Below are 20,469 nucleotides of genomic sequence, written 5' to 3'. Positions count from 1 at the left end.
TTAACGAGGAGGAGAACAAATGAATATCAAGGGAAAACTACTGGGAACGGCTGTGGGCGTCATGCTTGCAGCAGCACCGGTCATGGCGCAAGAAGTGCAATTGTTTCACGACAAAGGCTTCTGGTCCGAGCAGCTTCAGTCTGTCGGGGATGCCGCACAAGAGGCAACAGGCGTGAAAATCGTCGAAACGCCTTATGCCAACGCTGAACAATACAAGGCCTTCGTGCAGGCCTCTATCGCGTCTGGCGAAACGCCCAACATGTTCACATGGTGGACAGGTGCGACGTTTGAAGAACTGGTCAGCAGCGGGCAAATCGCACCGCTGGACGATCTTTGGGCCGAGATGATTGCCGAAGGCGGTTATGGCGAAGCGTCCAAGGAATTGTTCGTGGTGGACGGGCAGGCCTATGCGGTGCCACTTTTGCTGGCCCGCTGGGTCGTTCTTTATAACAAGCCGCTTTACGCCGAGCTTGGCCTGGAAGAGCCCAAGACCTGGGACGAGCTGATGTCCAATGCGGATGCGATCGTCGCCGCAGGTGAAACACCGTTCCTTGCAACTGTGCACGAAGGTTGGCGCGGGTTTATCTGGTTCCAGGAATTGTTGCTGCGTATGCACCCGGAGGCCTACAACGGCCTGAACGACGGATCTGTCGCATATGACGGCCCGGAATTGCGTGCCGTGTTCGAGGCGTGGTCGGATATGTATGCCAAGGGCTATTTCTCGGATCCGCGATCCACTGAAGAGTTCAACGATTATGTGCGCGGCGCGGGTGCCATGTATCTGATCGGTGAATGGGCCTCTGGTCTGGTAATCGAAGCCGGTGTTGCGCCGGATGATCTGGGCGTGTTCATCATGCCGAATGCCGTCGAGGGCGCACCGGCTGCGGTCATCGTCGAAGGCGCGCCGCTGGTGGTGTCGGTTGATGGTGCCGCAGATGCGGACACGATGGAGGCCTTGCGCTTTTGGGTGTCAACAGAAGGCGCAAATGCCTGGGGCGAAGCGACAGGCAACTACATCGGCAACAATTCGGCCGAGGCACCGAACGCCATCGTCGGGGAAGTGAACGCCGATATCGCGGAATCCGGGGCTGCGGCCTACCTGCGCTGGTGGGAAGCTGTTCCACCTGATCTTCAGGGCGAACTGGTCGCGGAAATGAACCGCTTTATGCTGGACCCGACAATGGAGACAGCAGAAGACGTCATGGCAACGATGCAAACCCTCAATGCCGCCTACTGGGCCGACCAGTAAATAGGGACGGATAACAATGGACCGCGCCGCCACAGACAAAGCCTTGCTTGACCGGATTGGGATGGATCAGATCGCCCGAAACGCTCGAGCACGGCGGCGCGGCCAACTTGGCATCGGACTGGTCTTCATGGCGCCGGCGCTGATTATGGTTGTGGGTTTGCTGTTGCTGCCGGTCGTGTTCAACATCTGGCTGAGTTTTACCAAGTGGAAGAAGTTCAAGGGTTTTGGTGAATACGCCGGTTTTACAAATTACGAACGCATGCCGGGCAACCCATTCTTCACCGAAGCGCTGATCAACACTGCGATCTGGGTCGGCGCATCGGTCGTCTTTCCCATCGCGCTGGGGCTTGGCATGGCGATGTTTTTCCGCAATCTGCGCGGCGCTGAGACCTTTAAGAACATCATCTTCATTCCGCGCATTCTGGCCCCGACGGCGGTCGGTGTCTTGTGGTTCTACGTCTATGCGCCTGACGGTTTGCTTAATCGCGGGCTTGGGATGTTGTCGGGTCGGGATGTGGATATCGGCTGGCTTTATAACGACGCCACCGTGACACCCGCCATCATTGCAACCTTCGTCTGGCAGACCGCCGGTCTGGTCATGGTGTTGCTGTTGCTTGGGCTGGCCGCGATCCCGAAAGACCCGATTGAGGCGGCCCATATTGATGGTGCAAACCGTTGGCAGATATTCCGCTACATCACGCTGCCGTTGCTGATGCCGACACTGTTGATGGTCACGATTCTATCTGTTCTGGCAGGCTTCACAGTGTTTGATCTGCTGTGGGTCATGGGGGCGAATTACCCCGGTCAACGCAGCCTTGCCCTTGCCGTGTTCATGTATTTCGAAGCGTTCCAGAAAGGCAGCTGGGCCTTTGGGTCTGCCGTCGCGGTCATCATCGGCCTTGTGGTGCTGTGCGTGACCTGGGTGCAAACGGTGCTGCAGGCCCGCGTCGACAGGATGACACGCTGATGGCATTTGATATCTCAACACTTGATCTGGACGCCATCGAACGGCGCGAAGCAGCAAAGCACAAAGGCAGCTCGTTCAAGCTGGTTGCAGCCGTCGGATTTGCATTGCTTTGGATCGTGCCGTTCTACTTTCTGGCGATTTCGATCTTCAAATCGAGCAATGAATATTCGCGCAACCCACCTTTGGCATTGCCCGAAGGGGTCGCCCCTTTGTGGGAGAACATTTCCCGCGCGTGGGAACTGGGGAGCATGGGACAAGCCATGTTAAACTCTGCGTTTTACGGCACGGTCGGAGCATCACTGGCGGTGTTTTTTGCGGCTATGGCGGCCTTTGCCATTACGCGCCTCGACATTCCGTTCCGCAACGGATGGTTCATGCTGATTTTCGCAGGCACGGTCTTTCCGTTCCAGATGTATCTGATCCCGCTGTTTTTCGGGTATCAAAAGCTGGGTCTTCTGAATTCGCACTTGGGGATGCTCTTGTTTTACACTGCAATTTGCGTTCCCTTCCCGACGCTGGTGCTGCGCAACTTCATGTCCGGCCTGTCACGTGAAATGGATGAAGCCGCACGGATGGATGGGGCGAGTGAATTCACAGTCTTTTTTCGCATCATTCTCCCCAACACCATTGGGCCGATGACGGCGGTGTTTTTGCTGCAATTCACCTGGATCTGGAATGACATGCTGTTTTCGACGGTCCTCGGCAACCGGTTGGAAACACGATCAATCATGAATGCCCTGCTGGTCTTCCAAGGCAGCTATTCATCAATCGGACCAAATATCGTTCTGACGGCGGCCCTTTTGGCCTCTCTGCCTAGCATCGTGCTTTTCTTTCTGCTCAGAAAGCATTTCATGCAGGGGCTGCAGGTCCAACAATCCTGAACGGGGGGAAGATGGCACATCTCAAAAAAGCAAAATCCGGCCGTCCTTTGCCATTGGCGCGACAGGTTTATGATGATTTGCACCAGAGGATCCTGAGGTTCGAATTGAAACCCTATCAGGTTCTGTCAGAGGCCTCGGTGTCAGAGATGTTGGGGGTCAGCCGCACCCCTGCCCGCGAAGCGCTGACAAAACTGGCAGAGAACAAGTTTGTCGATGTGGTTCCTCAGCGTGGCTCGCAAGTGGCACCCTTGCGTATCGAGGATCTTGACCGGTCGCAGTTCATGCGCGAGGCGCTTGAAGTAGCGCTGCTGCGACGGGCCATGTCATCGGGCGAAGGGGCTGCTTTGGTCAAAGGGCTGCGCAAGGAAATAACCTTGCAGCGCACATATGTGACCTTCGAAGACGCAGAGAGCTTTTATGCCTCTGACGAAGCATTTCATGGTCTCATCGCCGAATATGCCAAACAGCCAAGTGTGCTGCCCGAAATCCTGCGTCTCAAGGACCACATGGACAGGTTCCGGCATTTGATGGTGGCGGCTGTCGAAGACCTCGACACGATTATCAAACAACATGTTGTCATCGCGGATGCAATCGAGGCGGGCGATGAGGCGCTGGCCGAAGAACGGATGATCAAACACCTGCGCCGCATTTTTGATTATATCGACGAAGCGCGTGACAAATTCCCGGAGTATTTCGAGCAGAGCGAAGAATACGCCCGAGCTGCAAGATGACCATTCGCATTCTGGGGGACTTGCGCGATGGCGTTGGTGAAAGCCCCTTTTGGAATCCGAAGGATGGCAAGGTTTGGTCGGTGGATATCACTGGCAAGGCACTGATTGCCCGCGACCTTGAGAGCGGTGAGACCACAAAGTTCGAAACGGACGATCTGCCAACCGCGCTTGCGCTTGGTACGGATGGAGTGGCGATCGTGTCCTTCGCCAAAGGCGTGGCGCGGTGGCGCGACGGTAAGACAGGTCCATTGACCTGCGCCGAAACTGATCCGGCGATGCGGCTGAACGAGGGGGCCTGCGATCCTTCGGGGCGGATGTGGGTCGCAAGCATGGAAAACAATCTGACCGATGATCTGCAGCCCCGCGAGCAGACGCGCGCCTGCGGGCGGCTTTTCAGGATTGATGCGGATGGTGCGGTGCCAGTGACAGAACCCGAATTTGGAATACCAAACACCATGGTCTGGTCGCCTGAACGCGACCGGTTCTATCTTGGCGATAGCCTGCGCAATACGATCTGGGTTTGGGACTATGACGACGCGACGGCTGAGATTTCCAACCGCCGCATCCATGTCTCTGGCGGGCCCGGTGTCCCGGATGGGTCCTGTATGGATGCCGAAGGGTTCTTGTGGACTGCGCGGTTCGGCGCGGGTCGCGTGATCCGGTACGATCCAACTGGAAAACCGGACCGTGAAATCCTGCTGCCTGCGCACAACCCAACGGCCACCACATTTGCGGGGGCGGATATGTCCACCCTGATCGTGACATCCGCGCGCTTTGCGATAGAACACCCGGCAGATGCGGATGGTGCGATGATGGTGGTAGAGACCGATGGCACCGGGCAGCCCGAGAACCGGTTTGTGCCATGACCGTGGAGTTTGCCGCGCGCTGCACGGCCTTGGTGGTCGAACTGGGCCTGGGCAAGGCGGAAGACATGCGCTTAGTCGCGCCGCTGGCAGGTGGCGTTGCGTCAGATATCGGCAAGGTCATCTTGGCCGATAAGACCATCTGCATCAAATTCGCGCTGCCGAAACTCAAGGTCAACCAGGCGGGAACGCTCACCGAAGCTGTTGATGCGTTCAAGGCCGCATATGCCGCCGGTTACCGCAGCGTGGTTTCTGCCAGATCAGGCGAGACCGAAGACGTCGCAATTTCCCATCTCGCAACGGGCCTTGGGGCCGGACAGCTTAAGGTCGGGTCATTCACGCGGTCTGAACGCATGGCGAAATGGAACGCATGTCTGCGCATCCAGAATATGCTTGGACGCGATGCCTTCGTGGGGGGCGCACCGCTTGCAAACACGTGGTGGGGTTGCAAAAACAACGGAGAACAAAGATGAAGTTTCTAAGAATTGGCCCCGCTGACCGTGAGGTTCCTTGCGTTCTGGATGCCGAAGGTGGGGCACGCGATGTGTCTGGAATTGTTGATGATTTCACACCCGATACCATCCCGACACTGCGCCAGACAATGGCCCGTGTTGACCTGTCCACCTTGCCTGTCATCGAACAAGGCGGCATGCGCATTGGCACCCCCATGACCCAGCCGCGCAACGTCTATTGCATTGGCCTGAACTATTCCGACCACGCCGCCGAAGCTGGCATGGATATCCCCGCCGAACCGATCTTGTTCAACAAATCCGCAGCGACGTTCTGCGCGCCACATGCGCCGATCCTGTATTCAGCGAAAATGACGAAACTCGATTGGGAGGTCGAACTGGGGATCGTGATTGGCCAGCGGGCATTGAATATCTCCAAGGCCGACGCGCTTGATCACATTCTGGGGTTTACCGTCGTGAACGATCTGTCGGAACGTGCCTGGCAGCTGGAACGGGGCGGCCAGTGGGCGAAGGGAAAAAGCTTTCCGAATTTCTGTCCAACCGGCCCGTGGATCGTCACGCCTGATGAGGTCGGCAATGCCGCGGCCTTGCCGATGTGGCTTGATGTGAATGGCGTGCGCATGCAGACCGGCAATACCAACACCATGATCTTCGATCCCGCAACAATTGTCTGTTACCTGTCCGAATTCACGGTGCTGGAACCGGGTGATCTTATCTGCACCGGCACGCCTCCCGGTGTCGGGGCGGGTATGACGCCACCTCAATTTCTCAAAATCGGCGATACTGTGAACCTTGGAATAGAGGGGTTGGGCGCGCAAAGCCAAACTGTGACCGCACTGGAGGGAACCTTATGGACCTGACCAAACGTCTGGCCGGGAAAACCGCCGTGGTGACGGCGGCGGGCCAAGGGATCGGGCGGGCCATCGCGGAGCGTTTGCTGGCAGAGGGGGCGCAGGTCCATGCGTCCGATTTGAATGCGGGTTTGTTATCTGACCTCAAAGGCGCGGACATCGCGGGGCTGGACGCGACACACGCCGCTGATGTCACTGCCTACTTTGACACATTCGACCGGATTGACGTGCTGGTTCACGCGGTCGGCTACGTCCACCAAGGCACGATTGAGGAATGCAGCCTTGAGGATTGGCGTCGGTCCTGCGCCATCACATTGGACAGTGCCTTTCTGGTATTGGGTGCAGGTATTCCGAAGATGAAGGCGCAAGGCGGCAGCATCATTACAATCGGGTCGGTGGCGAGTTCCATCAAAGGGTTTCCCAAACGCGCAGCATATTGTGCGACCAAGGGCGGCGTTCTGGGGCTGACAAAATCAATTGCTTCTGATTACCTGCCCGACCAAATCCGGTGCAACGCGATCTGTCCGGGCACCGTTGATAGCCCCAGCCTGCAAGGTCGCATTGCGGATCTGGCAGACCAGATGGGCAGCCAAGAGGCCGCGATGAAATTCTTCATCGACCGCCAACCTGCTGGGCGGTTCGGCAAACCCGACGAAATTGCGGGCCTCTGCGCTTTTCTTGCTTCGGACGATGGTGCGTTTGTGACGGGTCAGGCGATCAACATTGACGGCGGCATTACGATTTGACCGATACGGTTTGGACCTTTGATTGGGGGAGCATCCGCGGCGAGGTCGCCGCACGTGGCGGAATGCTTGGCCCGGTCTGGTTCACGCTTTCGGACGGCCGCAAGGTTCAGCCATTCGCCGTCGCACCTTGGGCTGATGATCCGCCGGAAAAACGCGACACCCTGCCACCCATCTTGCAGCGGTTGCGCGGAGAATTCCCATGTGTGCCGTTCGGTGTTGCCACAGCGCGAACCGACTTGCCGCCGCATTGGATGGATGGGCTTGATCCAACAATTCCGCCTGCGGACGATTTTGCCCATGGCTATAGTGCGAACCATTGCTGGCACCTAGTGGAACAGACTAGCACCGCGATCACGATCGCCATCGACTATCCCGAAGACCATGTCGTTCGTCGGCTGACGCGGTGCATTTCACGGGGGACCGGTGAGCAGATTAAACTTGATTTGCACATCGAAATGCACCGCGATGCTGCGCTGCCGATTGGGCTGCACCCCATTTTTGCCTTGCCCGGTCAGGCGGGGGCTGCGCAGCTTAGCATTCCGTCGCTGACACGCGTCAGAACCTTCCCTGTTCCCGTGGATGATGCGTCGCAATGCATGCCCGACACAACCACCGACACGCTGACACAGATACAGACAAAAGACGGGTCAGGCGCGGACGTCACGCGCCTGCCCCTTGCCATCCAGACAGAAGAACTCTTGGCTGTTTCGCTGACAGAAGGTGATGTGCGCCTGTCAGACCTGCAAAATCGATTTGCCGTCGATTTGTCCTGGGATATCGCAACATTTCCGCAATGCCTGTTGTGGCTCTCAAACCGTGGTCGCAAGGCCTACCCCTGGAGCGGTCGTTTTTGCGCCATCGGGATTGAACCAGTTGCGGCGGCTTTTGATCTGGGTGTCGCGCATTCGGCAAATTCCGATGCGCCACTTCCGCGATCTGGTATCGCGACGCAGACGCCACTTTCGGCAAGTGAACCGTTCACCACACGCTATGCGATCACGGTAAGTGAGCTGTGATCACGATGCGCCCATGCGGTCACGATTGACATGATGGGCGCATGTGACGCGTGGCGGCCATAAGCTGTTTTCTCTGCGAGTGGTCTTGCGGACCAACCAAAGCAGACATTCTCTGCGGGACAGAAAAACGGTCAAATTGGCCTTTGGCCAGACATACCGCAGACGCATGCGCCCCAAGGCCTACCCCAGTCAGGAATCCCCCACTGGATTTGTCGGCCCCGCCGCGCCAGACTGCCCGGCAACAAAGGGGGATCGTCCATGACAATCGTCAGCTATCCGGTGAAAGAAGCGGCGAAACTCGCGGCCAACGCTTACGACATGCACCGCAACGCCACGCTGCGCGGCATGATCGTTGATGAATGTCCGATCCCTGGGGCCGAGGCGACGCTCTTGAACAATGGCTTTCTGATCATTCCCGGCACCAATTCGCTGCTGGACCATATCCAGTTCAATTTCCGCCCCTTTCGCATCGGGCATGAACAATATGCGCTGAACAATCAGGACGCCAAAAGAGGTGCCAGCGGCACGATCTGGCATCAGGGTTTTCTGGCCCACGCCAAGGCGATCTATGACTGGATGGGCGACCGCCGTCCCACTGTCATCGTCGGCCATTCGCTGGGGGCTGCGGCCACGCAAATCCTGTCCAAAAGCTGGAAACGCACCGGCATCGGCTTTGCCGCACCGCGCCCGCGCAAGGCGCGCGGGCGGGTCGTGGACGACGCCCATTGCCTGAGTATCTGCCGCGTGGACGACCCGGTGACAGCGCTTGTCGGCAGTTTTCACCACATGGGTCGCGCCCCACATCTTGTGCATAGACGGCCCCGTTTCGGTCTGAACCACAATATGGATGCCTACATGGATGCCCTCGACAACAACATCGGCACCGCCGAAGTGCCTGTCAAATGGCCCCCGGTCGGCTAAAACCGTGACCCCCATGCATTTTTGCAACGGGGAAAATGCGACCTATATTTTCCTGCATCCTTAACTTTACGTTTAGGTTATATTGCGATCACCGCACATAAGATGCGGATTGAGGAAAGTGAGAGCAGATGAAACGCACACCCCTGATGGCGGTGTTGGCCCTGTTGGCGCTTAGCGCCTGTATACAGCCCGAACCTGTGACCGGCCGCGCCGATAATGACATGCTACGGTTTTCTGCGATGAACTACGTCGCCACCCCGGAATTCGGCGCCCGCTAAGGCGCGCATTCCGGCACGTTTCCGCGCGGCATGACCTGCCGCGCGCAGCACATTTGTGTGAGACAGCCATCCGTCGAAAAAGGCCGTTACGCCACCTCATCTCGCATCACTTAGCCTATCACCTGACCGGGACGGTGGGCGGGGCGCCTTGGCCGCGTATCGCGGCCAACAGCGGCGCGCGCCGTCACAACATCCCCGGCACCACCAGATCAGGCGGCCGATGCCCGTCAGCAAAGGTCTTGATGTTGATGATCACCTTCTCGCCCATCTCGATCCGCCCCTCCAGCGTGGCCGAACCCATGTGCGGCAGCAGGATCACATTGGGCTGCGCCTTCAGCCGCGGGTTCATCTGATGCCCACGCTCGTAGACATCGAGGCCTGCCCCCGCAATCTCGCCCGCGCGCAGCATCCGGGTCAGCGCGTTTTCGTCAATCACCTCTCCGCGCGAGGTGTTCACAATCACCGCCTCGGGTTTCATCAGCTTCAACCGCCGCGCATTCATAAGATGAAAGGTGCTTGGCGTATGTGGGCAATTTACCGACACCACATCCATCCGTGCCACCATCTGATCAAGACTCTCCCAATAGGTGGCCTCTAGCGCCTCCTCGATCTCGGGGCGCAGGCGTTTGCGGTTGTGGTAGTGGATTTGCATCCCAAAGGCTGCCGCCCGCCGCGCCACTGCCTGCCCAATCCGGCCCATGCCCAAAATTCCCAGACGCCGCCCGCCCAGCCTGCCGCCCATCATCGCTGTGGGCGCCCAACCGGGCCAATCGCCCGACTGCGCTAGCGCCACGCCCTCTGGCACCCGCCGGATCACACCCAACATCAGTGCCATGGTCATATCGGCAGTGTCGTCCGTGGTCACACCGGGGGTATTGGACACCAGAATGCCGCGCTGCCGGGCCGTGGCTACGTCAATATTGTCGACCCCTGCCCCGTAATTGGCGATCAGCTTCAACCGCTCACCGGCTTGCGCCAGCATCTTGGCATCAATCTGATCGGTGATCGTCGGCACCAAGATATCCGCATCCGCCAATGCCGCGGCCAGCGCCGTGTCCGACAACGGCGCATCATCTTCGCGCAAGGTCACATCAAACAGCTCTTTCATCCGGGTCTCAACAACCTCGGGCAACCGTCGCGTCACAACAACACTCAGCTTTTTCCCCGGCATTGGCACCTCCCAGATGCTTTGCAAATCACGCAACTGCTGTCAGGTTGCCAGATAACCGACGCGTGACACAAGAACGATCACGCGCGGCAGGTGCGGTAAGTGACAGGCGGTCCCATGACAATTCAACGGCTTCTTCTGGTGATGCTGCTGCTGGCCCCTGTGGCACACGCGCAAGAGGCGACCCAGGCCGCCAATGCCCCCGCAACTGCACCACTTTTCGGGCCGGAAACCAACCTGCCCCTGCCGCGCTTTGTCAGCCTCAAGGCGCAGGAAAGCAACGTGCGGCGCGGCCCGTCGCTGTCGCACCGGATCGACTGGGTCTTTCGCCGCAAGAGCATGCCATTGCAGGTGATCGCCGAATACGGCCACTGGCGTCGCGTCATCGACCGCGAAGGTCAGGGGGGCTGGGTCCACTACACCATGTTGTCGGGCGTCCGCACCGTGATTATCGACACCGATATGACCGCCCTGCGCGCCAAACCGGATGCTACAGCCCATGAACGCGCCGTGCTCGAGGCGGGCGTGATCGCACGCCTTGGCAGCTGCGCGGCAGGCTGGTGCGAACTCACCGCCGCCGGCTATCGCGGCTGGGCACCGCAAGACGGGCTTTGGGGGACGCTCCCGGGCGAAGAAAGAGACTGACCTTTCCCGCCCAAACCGCTAAATCTCGGGCATGACCGCGCAACATGACACCAAATTGAACCTCTCTGCCGGGGTGCTCTCTGTTTCAGTGGCGCTTGTGCTTGTCCTTGCCAAGCTTTGGGCGCTGGGGCAGACCGGGTCGCTCGCCGTGGCTGCAACACTGGCCGACAGCGCGATGGATCTGATGATGTCGCTGGGGGGGCTGGCAGCCATCGCTTATGCTGCCAAACCCGCTGATGACGACCACAACTTCGGCCATAGCTCGGCCGAGGATCTTGCTGCCCTGGGCCAGTCGCTTTTTATCCTGATCTCTGCCGGGGTCATCGCTGTGGCTGCCGTGCTGCGCCTGCTAGACGACACCGTCACCCTGCCCCAGCGAGAGGGACAAGGCATGGCGGTCATGGTCTTTTCCATCGCTGTCACCCTTGGGCTGGTGATCTGGCAACGCCGCGTGGCACGGCAGACCGGCAACGCAGTGGTGCGCGCCGATTCACTGCACTATCTTGGCGACCTGATCCCCAACGTCGGTGCGTTGATCGCACTTTGGGCCAGTGCCACGCTTGGTCTTGGCCGCGTTGACAGCGTGGTGGCCCTTGGCGCTGCTGCCCTGCTTGCAGTCGGCGCCATCCGCATCGGCAAAACAGCCTGGGACGCGCTGATGGACCGGCAAGCTGACCCCGCGATGATCGCAGGCATCACCGCGATTGCGCATAACTTTCCCGGTGTGCATGGATTTCACGACCTCAAGACCCGCCGCGCGGGCAGCCGCGTTTTCGTGAACCTGCATATTGAGCTGAACGGGGATCAAACGCTCAACGATGCCCATGCGATCGGTGCCGCCTTGCGCCGGGCAATCATTGCGAGATATCCCCGCGCGGACGTGCTGATCCATAAGGATCCGGTCGGCGTGCAAAAGCACCCCGACGACACCCGCTAGGCTGCGTCGTCCAGCCCCCGGCCCTTCAACAGTGCCTCGACCCCCGGCAGACGCCCGCGGAACGCGGTATAAAGCTCTGCGGCATCGACAGACCCGCCAGAGGACAGGACCGTCTGTTCCAGCTTCATCGCAGTAGCCGCATCAAACGGGTCGCCCGCCTCTTCAAAGGCGGCAAAGGCGTCAGCGTCCATGACTTCGGACCACATGTAGCTGTAATAGCCACTGGAATAGCCGTCGCCTGCGAACACATGCGCAAAATGCGGCGTGGCGTGGCGCATGCGAATGGCATTGGGCATCCCGATCTCTTCCAGCACCTCAGCCTGTTTCTGCATCGGGTCTGCAGGTGCTGGGCCGTCGTGGAACGCAAGATCGACCAGTGCGCTGGCGACATATTCCACCGTTTGGAACCCCATGTCATACGTCGCGGCCTTCAGCACGCGCTGCAACATCTCGTCCGGCATCGCCTCGCCTGTGTCGGCATGGGTCGCAAATTCCTGCAAGACCTGCGGCACCTCCAGCCAGTGTTCATAAAGCTGGCTGGGCAGTTCCACAAAATCGCGCGCCACAGATGTCCCGCTGATACTTTCATAAGTCACATCCGACAGCATCTGGTGCAGCGCATGGCCGAACTCGTGGAACAGCGTGCGCGCATCGTCATACGACAAAAGCGCAGGTTTCCCCTCTTCGGGTTTGGCGAAGTTGCACACATTCACCACATGGGGCCGCACCTCACCCGCGAGCCGCTGCTGGCTGCGCATCGCCATGCACCACGCCCCTGACCGTTTGCTGGGTCGCGCAAAGTAATCGCCAATGAAAACAGCCACATGCGCGCCGTTGCGCGTCACTTCGTAGAGCCGCACATCGGGGTGATAGACAGGGCCATCCAGCGGCTTGAACGTCAACCCGAACAGCCGGTTGGCACAGGCAAATGACGCCTCGATCATGCGGTCCAATTGCAGGTAAGGCTTCAATTCAGCCTCATCCAGATCATGCAATTCCTGACGCCGCTTTTCGGAGTAATAGCGCCAATCCCAAGGCTCTAACGGGCCATCCCAGCCATCGGCATGCAGCATCCGCTCCAGCGCCTTGGCGTCGCTTTCAGCGGCGGCTTTGGCCGGTTTCCAGACCTCCATCAACAGATCGCGCACCGCGCCGGGCGTGCCCGCCATCTCGGTTTCCAGCTTGAAATCGGCAAAGCTGTCATAGCCCAACAATTCGGCCCGTCTTTGCCGCAGCTTCAGCGTTTCCGCCGCGATGCCACGGTTGTCGGTCTTGCCGCCATTGGCCCCGCGTGCTGTCCAGGCCTCATAGGCCTTTTGGCGCAAGTCCCGCCGGGACGAGAATTGCAAGAACGGCACAATCAACGACCGCGACAGCGTTACGACCGGCCCGTCTGCATCCAATTCCTTGCCTGCGCCGCGCGCTGTGGCCACGACAAAATCCGGCAGTCCTTCCAACCCGTCCTTGTCCAGCACCATGTGCCAGTCGCGTTCATCCGCCAGCAGGTTCTGCGTAAACTCTGTGCCCAGCACAGACAGGCGCGACTTGACCGCGCGCAATTCCTTTGCCGCGTCCCCTTCCAACTGCGCACCGGCCCGCACGAACCCGCGCCGGGTCAGCATCAGCACTCGTTGTTGTTCATCCGTCAGATCAAGGCTCTCACGCGCCTCCCAGATCGCCTCAATCCGCGCAAACAGCGCCTTGTTCTCGGTCACCTCTGATCCATAGGCGCTTAGCTTGGGTGCAAAGTCCCGCTGCAACGCCTCGCGCGCGGCGTTCGAATCTGCACCCGCGATGCCATAAAACACGCCCAAGACCCGGCCCAAGGTGTCCTCGGACAACTCAAGCGCTTCAATCGTATTGGCAAATGTCGGCGCTTCAGCGTTCTCGGTGATCGCCTTCAAATTTGCCCGCGCCTCATCCAACGCCGCGTCCACAGCAGGCGCAAAATCATCGTCAGAGATCTTGTCAAATGGGGGCAGCCCAAACGGCGTGTCCCAGTCAGTCAGCAGCGGATTGGTCATGGCAAATCTCCTTTGCCCACAACCTAGGACCGCGCTGCCTGACTTGCCAGAACCCCCTGCTTCTTCTGGCCAAAAAATATCCAAATCCCGCTGGTGCGGTTATCGCTGCCGCATCCGTGCCTCGAACCGCCGCAGCAACAGCGACAGACCGATCGTCATTGTCAGATAGACCAGCGCCACCACGTTATAGGTTTCAAAATACCGGAAATTGCCCGCCGCCGTGACCTTCCCGAGTTGTGTAATGTCGGTCACGCCCAGCACGCTGACCAAGGACGAATCCTTGACCATTGCCACGAAATCATTGCCCAACGGCGGCAGGATTGTCCGCAACGCTTGCGGGAAGACGATAAACCGAAACCGTTGCCACCGGCTGAGCCCCAGCGCCTCTGCCGCCTCGATCTGGCCTGCGTCTACGGACTGCAATCCAGCGCGAAAGACCTCTGCCAGAAACGACGCATAGGCCAACGTCAGCGCAATGATCGCCCGCCACAGCAGCGAAAAGTCACGCGTGCGGATCCCTTCAAACCCCAGCCCCTGCGCCAGCCAGTTCCATGAAATCACCATCGCGGGCGCCAGCACAAAGGCCACGTAAAGCAGCAGCACAATGATCGGAATGCCGCGCATCACCTCGACATAGAACCGGCAAATCTGCCGGAGAATCAAGGATTTGGACAAGGCCCCAAGTGCGAGCAACAGCCCCAGCGCGCAGGCCATCGCATAGCTGACAAGTGCTACAAAAACCGTGGTGCGGATGCCCTTGGACAGGGTGGTCAGCACCTTGGTATAGGCCTCGTCCGTGAGAACCTGGAAAAACATCCAGGCCCCGATGGCCAGCACCGCCACCAGCCACCACGGAAAGTCGTCATCATTGGGGGATGTGGGGATCATCTTGAAACGGCCCCCGACCTATGCCGGGGGCCCTGGGCCTTAGCCGCCCACCTTGAAGTCAAGGAACCACTTGGTGTTTAGCGCATCAATCGTGCCGTCGGCCTCCATATCGGCAATTGCTGCATTGATCGGTGCGACCAGATCAGACCCCTTGGGAAAGATGAAACCAAAATCCTCGGTCCCCAGCTTTTCGCCAATGATCTTGAGCGCGCCGTCCGAGGCATCGACATAGCCGTTGCCCGCCGTGCCGTCCGTCAGGATCAGGTCCACATCACCTGCGCGCAGCGCCTGCACCGTGGCACCAAAGGTTTCCATCAGCTTGATGCGCGGGTTCGCCTCGTCCCCGTCCAACACGTCATAGACGCCCACGTAGAAGGGCGTCGTGCCGGGCTGGGCTGCCATCAGCAGATCATCGTCAGCGGCAAAAGACGCGGCATCGGTGAACCGCTCTTCGTCCCCGCGCACCATCATCACCATCTCGGACGTCATGTATTTGTCCGAAAAATCAACAACTTCCGCGCGGTCCTCGCGGATGGTGATCCCGGTCATGCCCATGTCGAACTGGCCTTCGCTGACGGCGGCGATCATCGCGTCCCAGCTGATGTTTTCATAGACCACGGTCGCGTTCAGCCGCTCTGCGATGACTTCCATCGCGTCGTATTCCCAGCCGACGGCGTTGCCGTCGCCATCAATGAACTGCAGCGGCGGATATGCGTTTTCCGTGACCACCACGATTTCGCGGCCTTCCAGATCGGTCAGATGCCCGTCCGCCATTGCAGATGTGGCCATCACGGCCGTCGCGGCCAGCGTTGCAAGAATTTTCATGGTAAACCCCCAGGTTAAGACCCGCCAAGACTACCCGCGCTCACGCCCCTTGCAAGCCCTGCCCACCACAATCGGGGCAATCCGCGCGCGCTTTGGCTGCGATCACCCGAGTTTCCGCGTAAAGTGCATCATAAATCAGCAAGCGCCCACGCAGCCCTTCGCCCGCGTCTGTGATCTGCTTGACCGCCTCGACTGCCATCATGGATCCAACCACACCGGGCAACGGCCCGATCACGCCCGCTTCGGCACAGGTTGGCACCAAAGACGCGTCAGGGGCCTGCGGAAAAAGGCAACGATAACAGGGGCCTCCGCGCTTTGGATCATAAAGGCTGATTTGACCTTCCCATTGCGTCAGTGCCGCAGCGATCAGGGGCTTGCCCTGCGCAACAGCCACCTGGTTCACCAAGTAGCGAGTATCAAAATTGTCGGACCCATCCAGGATCAGATCGTAATCAGCAAACAACTCCGCTGCGATCTCTTCGGTCAAGCGCCGCTGATAGGGTCGCACGGTGACAAAGGGGTTTTGCGCCGCAATCGCCTCTGCCGCAGAGTGCACTTTGGGCGCACCAATGGCCGCATCAACATGGATCACCTGCCGTTGCAGGTTGGCATTGTCCACCACATCATCATCAATCACCCCAATGGTGCCGACGCCCGCCGCCGCAAGGTATTGCAGCGCGGGCGATCCCAGCCCACCTGCACCAACCACCAAGACCTGCGCCTCTTTCAGGGCCTTTTGCCCCGGTCCACCAACCTCGCGCAGGATAATGTGCCGGGCATAGCGGTCCAGCTCGGTCGGTGAAAACCCGCCAGCCTTTGGCGCAGGAGCATCCCGCGCTTCTGCCCGCCGACGCAACCGGCCCAAAATGCGCCCATACCCCCAGACAAGCGCACCACCGGCAAGGATCAATAACCACAGCCGCGCGTCGCCGCCCGTTGCCTCGCGCAGCGGATGGCCGTCCGGCAAGACGATGTGGCCCGCAATGACCGCAACCATCAGAATGCCGATCATCGTCCAGCGCGCCTGACGCGGGGTGCCCATCACCATGCCGGTGATCCAAAGCACCGCCGCCATCGCGCCGACCATAATCACGATGTGAACCCGGTCGACCCAAAGCCACCGCTGCCGCGCGCCGTTTCATCCAGATCGCCCAGCGCAAAGTCCGCGACCGTGACCGGGGCCACCACCATCTGCGCAATGCGCATCCCGTGAGTCACGGTGAAATCTTCCTGGCCATGGTTAATCAAGATCACGCCGACAGGCCCACGATAGTCGCTGTCGATGGTGCCGGGCGCATTGACCATGCCGATCCCATGCTTCAGCGCCAGCCCCGACCTTGGCCTGATCTGCACCTCGAACCCCGCCGGGATCGCCATGCGCAACCCGGTTGGGATCAGTTTGCGGGCGCGCGGGGCCAGAATTATCCTTTTGTGATCAGGGATATTGGCGCAGACATCTGCCCCGGCAGCCCCCGCCGTCGCATAGGATGGCAACGGCAGGTCCATATCCGCGCCCGGCGCCCAGGCGATTTTGATCAAAGGTTTCATCCGTCTAAAGCCCGCGCTTCAGTTAATGTGAAGACGTGTTCATCTTTGCGTATGCATGGCATGTGCATGGTGTGTGTATCGTCTGTGACTTGCATTTTTTCTGCGTTAACCGTCTGAGAGTGCGGCCGCGATTTTTTCCGCCAAACGCGCTGCGACAGCCGCCTTGCCCATCCGGGGCCAGTCCTCTGCGCCGTCTGCAGTAATCAGGGTCACGTCGTTTTCAGCCCCGCCCATGATGCCCGTCGCAGGTGAGACATCGTTGGCGACGATCCAGTCACAGCCCTTTCGGTCCCGTTTGGCCGTGGCATGTTTGATCACATCGTCCGTTTCGGCGGCAAATCCGACCACCAGTTTCGGGCGCCCGGCTTTCATCTGCGCCACACCGGCAAGGATGTCGGGGTTTTCCGCAAAATCCAATGATGGCAAACCCTTACCGTCTTTCTTGATTTTGCTATCGCCCGCGTTTTTGACGCGCCAGTCGGCAACGGCGGCCGCAAATACGGCCGCATCTGCGGGCAGCGCGTCCGCAACCGCTTTGGACATGTCCAATGCTGTCTGCACCTTCACAACAGTGACATCCATCGGCGGCGGCACGTCCGCGGGGCCGGTGACAAAAGTCACATCTGCCCCGAGCGCTTTCAACGCCTTCGCAATTGCTGTGCCTTGCGCGCCGGACGACCGGTTGGCGATATAGCGGACCGGGTCAATCGGCTCATGTGTTGGGCCAGAGGTGACGAGAACATGCTTGTCCTTCAACGGGCCATCCGCCAAGGCGGCATCAATTGCGTCAACAATTTCAAGAGGTTCCGCCATTCGGCCCGGCCCGTATTCGCCGCAGGCCATATCGCCCTCATTCGGGCCGACAAGCAGGATACCGTCATCGTTCAGCGTCGCCAGATTGCGCTGGGTCGCCGGATGCTGCCACATCCGCACATTCATCGACGGGGCCACCAGCACCCGTTTGTCAGTTGCCAAAAGCAGGGTCGAGGCAAGGTCATTCGCCAGCCCTGCCGCCATCTTGGCCATCAGATCAGCCGTGCCTGGGGCCACGACAATCAGATCCGCCGCACGTGACAGCTCAATATGCCCCATCTCGGATTCATCATTGAGATCAAAAAGTTGCTGAAATACCTTGTTGCCCGCCAAGGCAGAAACCGACAGCGGCGTGACAAACTCTGCCCCCGCATTCGTCAGCACCGGGGTCACCGTCGCACCGCGCTCGCGCAGGCGGCGGATCAGGTCCAGCGCCTTGAAGGCCGCGATCCCGCCACCGATGATCACCAATATGTGTTTGTTTGCCAGCATTTGCCCGCTCCTTTGATCGGGCAAACACTAGGGCAGTATGCCGGGCAATGACAATGGATCACGCCAAGAAGCGGTGAACCTCTGTGCTGGTCGCTTCGAGCTTCTTGCGCATCTTGCCGAAGGCTGCGGCCTCTAGCTGCCGCACCCGTTCCTTTGACAGCCCAAGCTCTGTCCCGAGGCTTTCCAAAGTCCGGGGATCGTCGCGCAACTTGCGCTCTCGGACGATGAAGCGTTCACGCTCATTGAGGTCGGTCAGTGCGGAGAGCAACCATTGGCGCAGGGTCGCATTGTCGTGAGAGTTCTCAACGTTTTCCGCCGCTTGCGCAGAATCGTCTTCGAGTGCGTCAATCCACTCGCGTCCCTCATCCTCGGTCGATTGCGTCGCATTGAGCGAGAAATCAGAGCCTGACAAACGCCCCTCCATCATCTCAACATCATGCAACGGCACGCCGACCTCGGACGCGATCAATTTCCGCATCACGTGGCCTTCCAACACGCGACCTTCGGCGGCCGCTTCACGCTCTAGCCGGGCCTGAACGCGGCGCATGTTGAAGAACAGCGACTTTTGAGAGGACGTGGACCCGGTCCGCACCATCGACCAATTCCGCATCACGTAGTCCTGAATGGACGCCTTGATCCACCAGACAGCGTAGGTCGAAAAGCGGACGCCGCGATCGGGGTCGAACTTGTCAGCTGCCTTCATCAGGCCGACAGATGCCTCTTGGATAAGATCGTTCATCGGCGCGCCGTAGCGCTTGAATTTCGAGGCCATTGAGATTGCGAGGCGCATATACGCGGTGATCAGGCGGTGCAGCGATTTTTCGCAACGCTGGTCACGCCAGGCATACGCCAACTGCAGCTCGGTTTCGGCGTCCAATAGCTCTGCCTTCATCGCGGTCCGCGAAAGGCTTTGGTCTGCAAATCCGTCTAAGGCCATCAGTCATTCCCCCATCGGTCAAACTTGTGTTCAGGCTTGTGGATGTTCTAGGTACGCAGCACCGGCCTAGTTGGATGACGAAAAGTTTCAAATAGATGATCAACACCTTAACCCTCGTGCTTGGTGGTGCCGCATCCGGCAAGTCAGCCTTTGCCGAAGATTTGGTGCAACTTATTGGTGGAAAACGCATTTACATCGCGACAGCCCAAGCGTTTGACGACGAAATGCGCAAGAAAATTTCCCGTCACATCGCGCAGCGTGGCGATGGCTGGCACACGGTCGAAGCGCCGCTTGATGTTCCCAGTGCGCTCAGGGACCGCCAACCGGATGAGGTTGTCCTGCTGGATTGCGCCACTCTTTGGCTGACCAATCATATGCTGGCAGAGCATGACCTGGACGCCCAACAGGCCGACCTTTTGTCGTCCCTTGCCGAATGTCCCTGCCCTGTTGTCGTGGTCTCGAACGAGGTGGGGCAAGGCGTTGTACCGGATAACGCGCTGGCGCGCCGGTTCCGCGCGGCACAGGGACACTTGAATCAACGCATCGCAGCGCAAAGCGACTGCACGGTATTTGTTACCGCCGGTCTACCGCAAATCCTCAAAGGGGCGCTGCCGGCATGACTCGGTTCTTTTGGGTGCGCCACGGGCCGACACATGAAAAATCATTTGTCGGCTGGCGCGATGTTCCTGCTGACCTGTCAGATCACGCCCTGATCGCACGCGTCGATGCCAGTCTGCCGCAGGACGCAATCGTCGTCGCCTCTGATTTGTCCCGCGCCAGCGCCACGGCCACGGCCATTGGCGGCACACGAACCCGGTTGCCGGACGACCCGGCGTTGCGCGAATTCAACTTTGGCGCTTGGGATGGGCTGCCCTTTGACAAGGTTGCCGCACGCGACCCCACGCTGAGCCGCAGGTTTTGGGAAGAGCCCGGCGATCTTGCGCCACCCGATGGCGAAAGCTGGAACGCGGTGGCCGCCCGCGTCGGTGCGTCGGTCGACCAGCTGATCGCGCGCCACCCGGACCACGACATCATCGCCGTGGCCCACATCGGGGTGATCATGACCCAAATCCAACGCGCCAGCGGCAGCACCGCCTATCAGGCGATGGGCCACCAGATCGAGAACCTGTCGACAACTGAATTGCAGATGCGAAACGGGCGCTGGCAGGTCGGACGCATCAATCACATTCCCTGATGGGTCGCGTCACGAAGCAGCGTT

23 protein-coding genes are annotated in these 20,469 nt (G+C 59.5%); 15 read left to right on the top strand and 8 right to left on the bottom strand.

Translation table 11 applies throughout. The features are described from left to right. The first annotated feature begins 19 nt into the window (after positions 1 to 19). The 11 genes from AB3Y40_RS03085 (at position 20) to AB3Y40_RS03035 (ending at position 8,973) form a co-directional block, all read left to right on the top strand. Positions 20 to 1,249, top strand: coding sequence for an ABC transporter substrate-binding protein (locus tag AB3Y40_RS03085; protein ID WP_369437339.1), 1,230 nt, complete (start codon positions 20 to 22; stop codon positions 1,247 to 1,249). Between the two features lie 16 nt (positions 1,250 to 1,265). Further along, entirely contained in the window at positions 1,266 to 2,216 is a 951-nt protein-coding gene (locus AB3Y40_RS03080) for a carbohydrate ABC transporter permease (RefSeq protein WP_369437338.1), read from the top strand. Then, entirely contained in the window at positions 2,216 to 3,097 is an 882-nt protein-coding gene (locus tag AB3Y40_RS03075; RefSeq protein WP_369437337.1) for a carbohydrate ABC transporter permease, read from the top strand. The genes AB3Y40_RS03080 and AB3Y40_RS03075 overlap by 1 nt, the downstream gene beginning before the upstream one ends. Before the next feature lie 11 nt (positions 3,098 to 3,108). Continuing rightward, positions 3,109 to 3,828 (top strand): GntR family transcriptional regulator, encoded by a 720-nt coding sequence (locus AB3Y40_RS03070; protein ID WP_369437336.1) that lies wholly within the window; start codon positions 3,109 to 3,111, stop codon positions 3,826 to 3,828. Further along, positions 3,825 to 4,694: an SMP-30/gluconolactonase/LRE family protein gene (locus AB3Y40_RS03065; RefSeq protein WP_369437335.1), complete on the top strand. Its 870-nt coding sequence runs from the start codon at positions 3,825 to 3,827 to the stop codon at positions 4,692 to 4,694. Before AB3Y40_RS03070 ends, AB3Y40_RS03065 begins: the two co-directional genes overlap by 4 nt. Further along, positions 4,691 to 5,164 carry a phosphopyruvate hydratase family protein gene (locus AB3Y40_RS03060; protein WP_369437334.1) on the top strand — a complete coding sequence of 158 codons (474 nt, stop codon included), beginning with the start codon at positions 4,691 to 4,693 and terminating at the stop codon, positions 5,162 to 5,164. The genes AB3Y40_RS03065 and AB3Y40_RS03060 overlap by 4 nt, the downstream gene beginning before the upstream one ends. Then, positions 5,161 to 6,021: a fumarylacetoacetate hydrolase family protein gene (locus tag AB3Y40_RS03055; RefSeq protein WP_369437333.1), complete on the top strand. Its 861-nt coding sequence runs from the start codon at positions 5,161 to 5,163 to the stop codon at positions 6,019 to 6,021. Before AB3Y40_RS03060 ends, AB3Y40_RS03055 begins: the two co-directional genes overlap by 4 nt. Then, on the top strand, positions 6,012 to 6,758 hold the full coding sequence (locus AB3Y40_RS03050; protein ID WP_369437332.1) for an SDR family oxidoreductase: 747 nt from the start codon (positions 6,012 to 6,014) through the stop codon (positions 6,756 to 6,758). The genes AB3Y40_RS03055 and AB3Y40_RS03050 overlap by 10 nt, the downstream gene beginning before the upstream one ends. After that, positions 6,755 to 7,774, top strand: a complete 1,020-nt coding sequence (locus AB3Y40_RS03045) for a hypothetical protein (RefSeq protein ID WP_369437331.1) — start codon at positions 6,755 to 6,757, stop codon at positions 7,772 to 7,774. The genes AB3Y40_RS03050 and AB3Y40_RS03045 overlap by 4 nt, the downstream gene beginning before the upstream one ends. 258 nt (positions 7,775 to 8,032) lie before the next feature. Continuing rightward, positions 8,033 to 8,695 (top strand): alpha/beta hydrolase family protein, encoded by a 663-nt coding sequence (locus AB3Y40_RS03040; protein WP_369437330.1) that lies wholly within the window; start codon positions 8,033 to 8,035, stop codon positions 8,693 to 8,695. Between the two features lie 128 nt (positions 8,696 to 8,823). After that, positions 8,824 to 8,973, top strand: a complete 150-nt coding sequence (locus AB3Y40_RS03035) for a hypothetical protein (RefSeq protein WP_369437329.1) — start codon at positions 8,824 to 8,826, stop codon at positions 8,971 to 8,973. 184 nt (positions 8,974 to 9,157) lie between these two features. Here the strand turns inward: AB3Y40_RS03035 and AB3Y40_RS03030 are convergent, their stop codons facing one another. Continuing rightward, on the bottom strand, positions 9,158 to 10,144 hold the full coding sequence (locus AB3Y40_RS03030; RefSeq protein WP_369437328.1) for a 2-hydroxyacid dehydrogenase: 987 nt from the start codon (positions 10,142 to 10,144) through the stop codon (positions 9,158 to 9,160). A gap of 114 nt (positions 10,145 to 10,258) precedes the next feature. On the opposite strand from AB3Y40_RS03030, the gene AB3Y40_RS03025 reads away from it, so the two are divergent. Together AB3Y40_RS03025 and AB3Y40_RS03020 are read left to right on the top strand one after the other, a co-directional pair. Then, entirely contained in the window at positions 10,259 to 10,786 is a 528-nt protein-coding gene (locus tag AB3Y40_RS03025) for an SH3 domain-containing protein (protein WP_369437327.1), read from the top strand. Positions 10,787 to 10,817: 31 nt separating this feature from the next. Continuing rightward, positions 10,818 to 11,723, top strand: a complete 906-nt coding sequence (locus AB3Y40_RS03020; protein ID WP_369437326.1) for a cation diffusion facilitator family transporter — start codon at positions 10,818 to 10,820, stop codon at positions 11,721 to 11,723. Here AB3Y40_RS03020 and AB3Y40_RS03015 read toward each other — a convergent pair. The 7 genes from AB3Y40_RS03015 to AB3Y40_RS02985 form a co-directional block, all read right to left on the bottom strand. Further along, complete coding sequence (locus AB3Y40_RS03015) at positions 11,720 to 13,747, bottom strand: M3 family metallopeptidase (RefSeq protein ID WP_369437325.1); 2,028 nt, start codon at positions 13,745 to 13,747, stop codon at positions 11,720 to 11,722. The genes AB3Y40_RS03020 and AB3Y40_RS03015 overlap by 4 nt on opposite strands. A gap of 99 nt (positions 13,748 to 13,846) precedes the next feature. Next, the gene (locus AB3Y40_RS03010; RefSeq protein WP_369437324.1) at positions 13,847 to 14,635 is read right to left on the bottom strand and encodes an amino acid ABC transporter permease; all 789 of its coding nucleotides are present in this window, start codon (positions 14,633 to 14,635) and stop codon (positions 13,847 to 13,849) included. 39 nt (positions 14,636 to 14,674) lie between these two features. Continuing rightward, positions 14,675 to 15,460: a transporter substrate-binding domain-containing protein gene (locus tag AB3Y40_RS03005; RefSeq protein ID WP_369437323.1), complete on the bottom strand. Its 786-nt coding sequence runs from the start codon at positions 15,458 to 15,460 to the stop codon at positions 14,675 to 14,677. Positions 15,461 to 15,500: 40 nt separating this feature from the next. After that, positions 15,501 to 16,553, bottom strand: a complete 1,053-nt coding sequence (locus tag AB3Y40_RS03000; protein WP_369437322.1) for a HesA/MoeB/ThiF family protein — start codon at positions 16,551 to 16,553, stop codon at positions 15,501 to 15,503. Further along, positions 16,550 to 17,008 (bottom strand): dUTP diphosphatase, encoded by a 459-nt coding sequence (gene dut, locus AB3Y40_RS02995; RefSeq protein ID WP_369437321.1) that lies wholly within the window; start codon positions 17,006 to 17,008, stop codon positions 16,550 to 16,552. The genes AB3Y40_RS03000 and dut overlap by 4 nt, the downstream gene beginning before the upstream one ends. A 105-nt stretch (positions 17,009 to 17,113) precedes the next feature. Next, the gene (coaBC, locus tag AB3Y40_RS02990; RefSeq protein WP_369437320.1) at positions 17,114 to 18,313 is read right to left on the bottom strand and encodes a bifunctional phosphopantothenoylcysteine decarboxylase/phosphopantothenate--cysteine ligase CoaBC; all 1,200 of its coding nucleotides are present in this window, start codon (positions 18,311 to 18,313) and stop codon (positions 17,114 to 17,116) included. 58 nt (positions 18,314 to 18,371) lie between these two features. After that, positions 18,372 to 19,250, bottom strand: coding sequence for an RNA polymerase factor sigma-32 (locus AB3Y40_RS02985; protein WP_369437319.1), 879 nt, complete (start codon positions 19,248 to 19,250; stop codon positions 18,372 to 18,374). A 95-nt stretch (positions 19,251 to 19,345) separates the two neighbouring features. On the opposite strand from AB3Y40_RS02985, the gene cobU reads away from it, so the two are divergent. Together cobU and AB3Y40_RS02975 are read left to right on the top strand one after the other, a co-directional pair. Then, positions 19,346 to 19,870, top strand: coding sequence for a bifunctional adenosylcobinamide kinase/adenosylcobinamide-phosphate guanylyltransferase (gene cobU / locus AB3Y40_RS02980; RefSeq protein ID WP_369437318.1), 525 nt, complete (start codon positions 19,346 to 19,348; stop codon positions 19,868 to 19,870). Beyond that, complete coding sequence (locus tag AB3Y40_RS02975) at positions 19,867 to 20,445, top strand: histidine phosphatase family protein (protein ID WP_369437317.1); 579 nt, start codon at positions 19,867 to 19,869, stop codon at positions 20,443 to 20,445. Before cobU ends, AB3Y40_RS02975 begins: the two co-directional genes overlap by 4 nt. The last annotated feature ends 24 nt before the right edge of the window (positions 20,446 to 20,469 follow it).

Source organism: Yoonia sp. R2331 (assembly GCF_041103235.1).
Taxonomy (GTDB): domain Bacteria; phylum Pseudomonadota; class Alphaproteobacteria; order Rhodobacterales; family Rhodobacteraceae; genus CANMYO01.
This window is presented reverse-complemented; position numbering and strand designations above follow the sequence as displayed.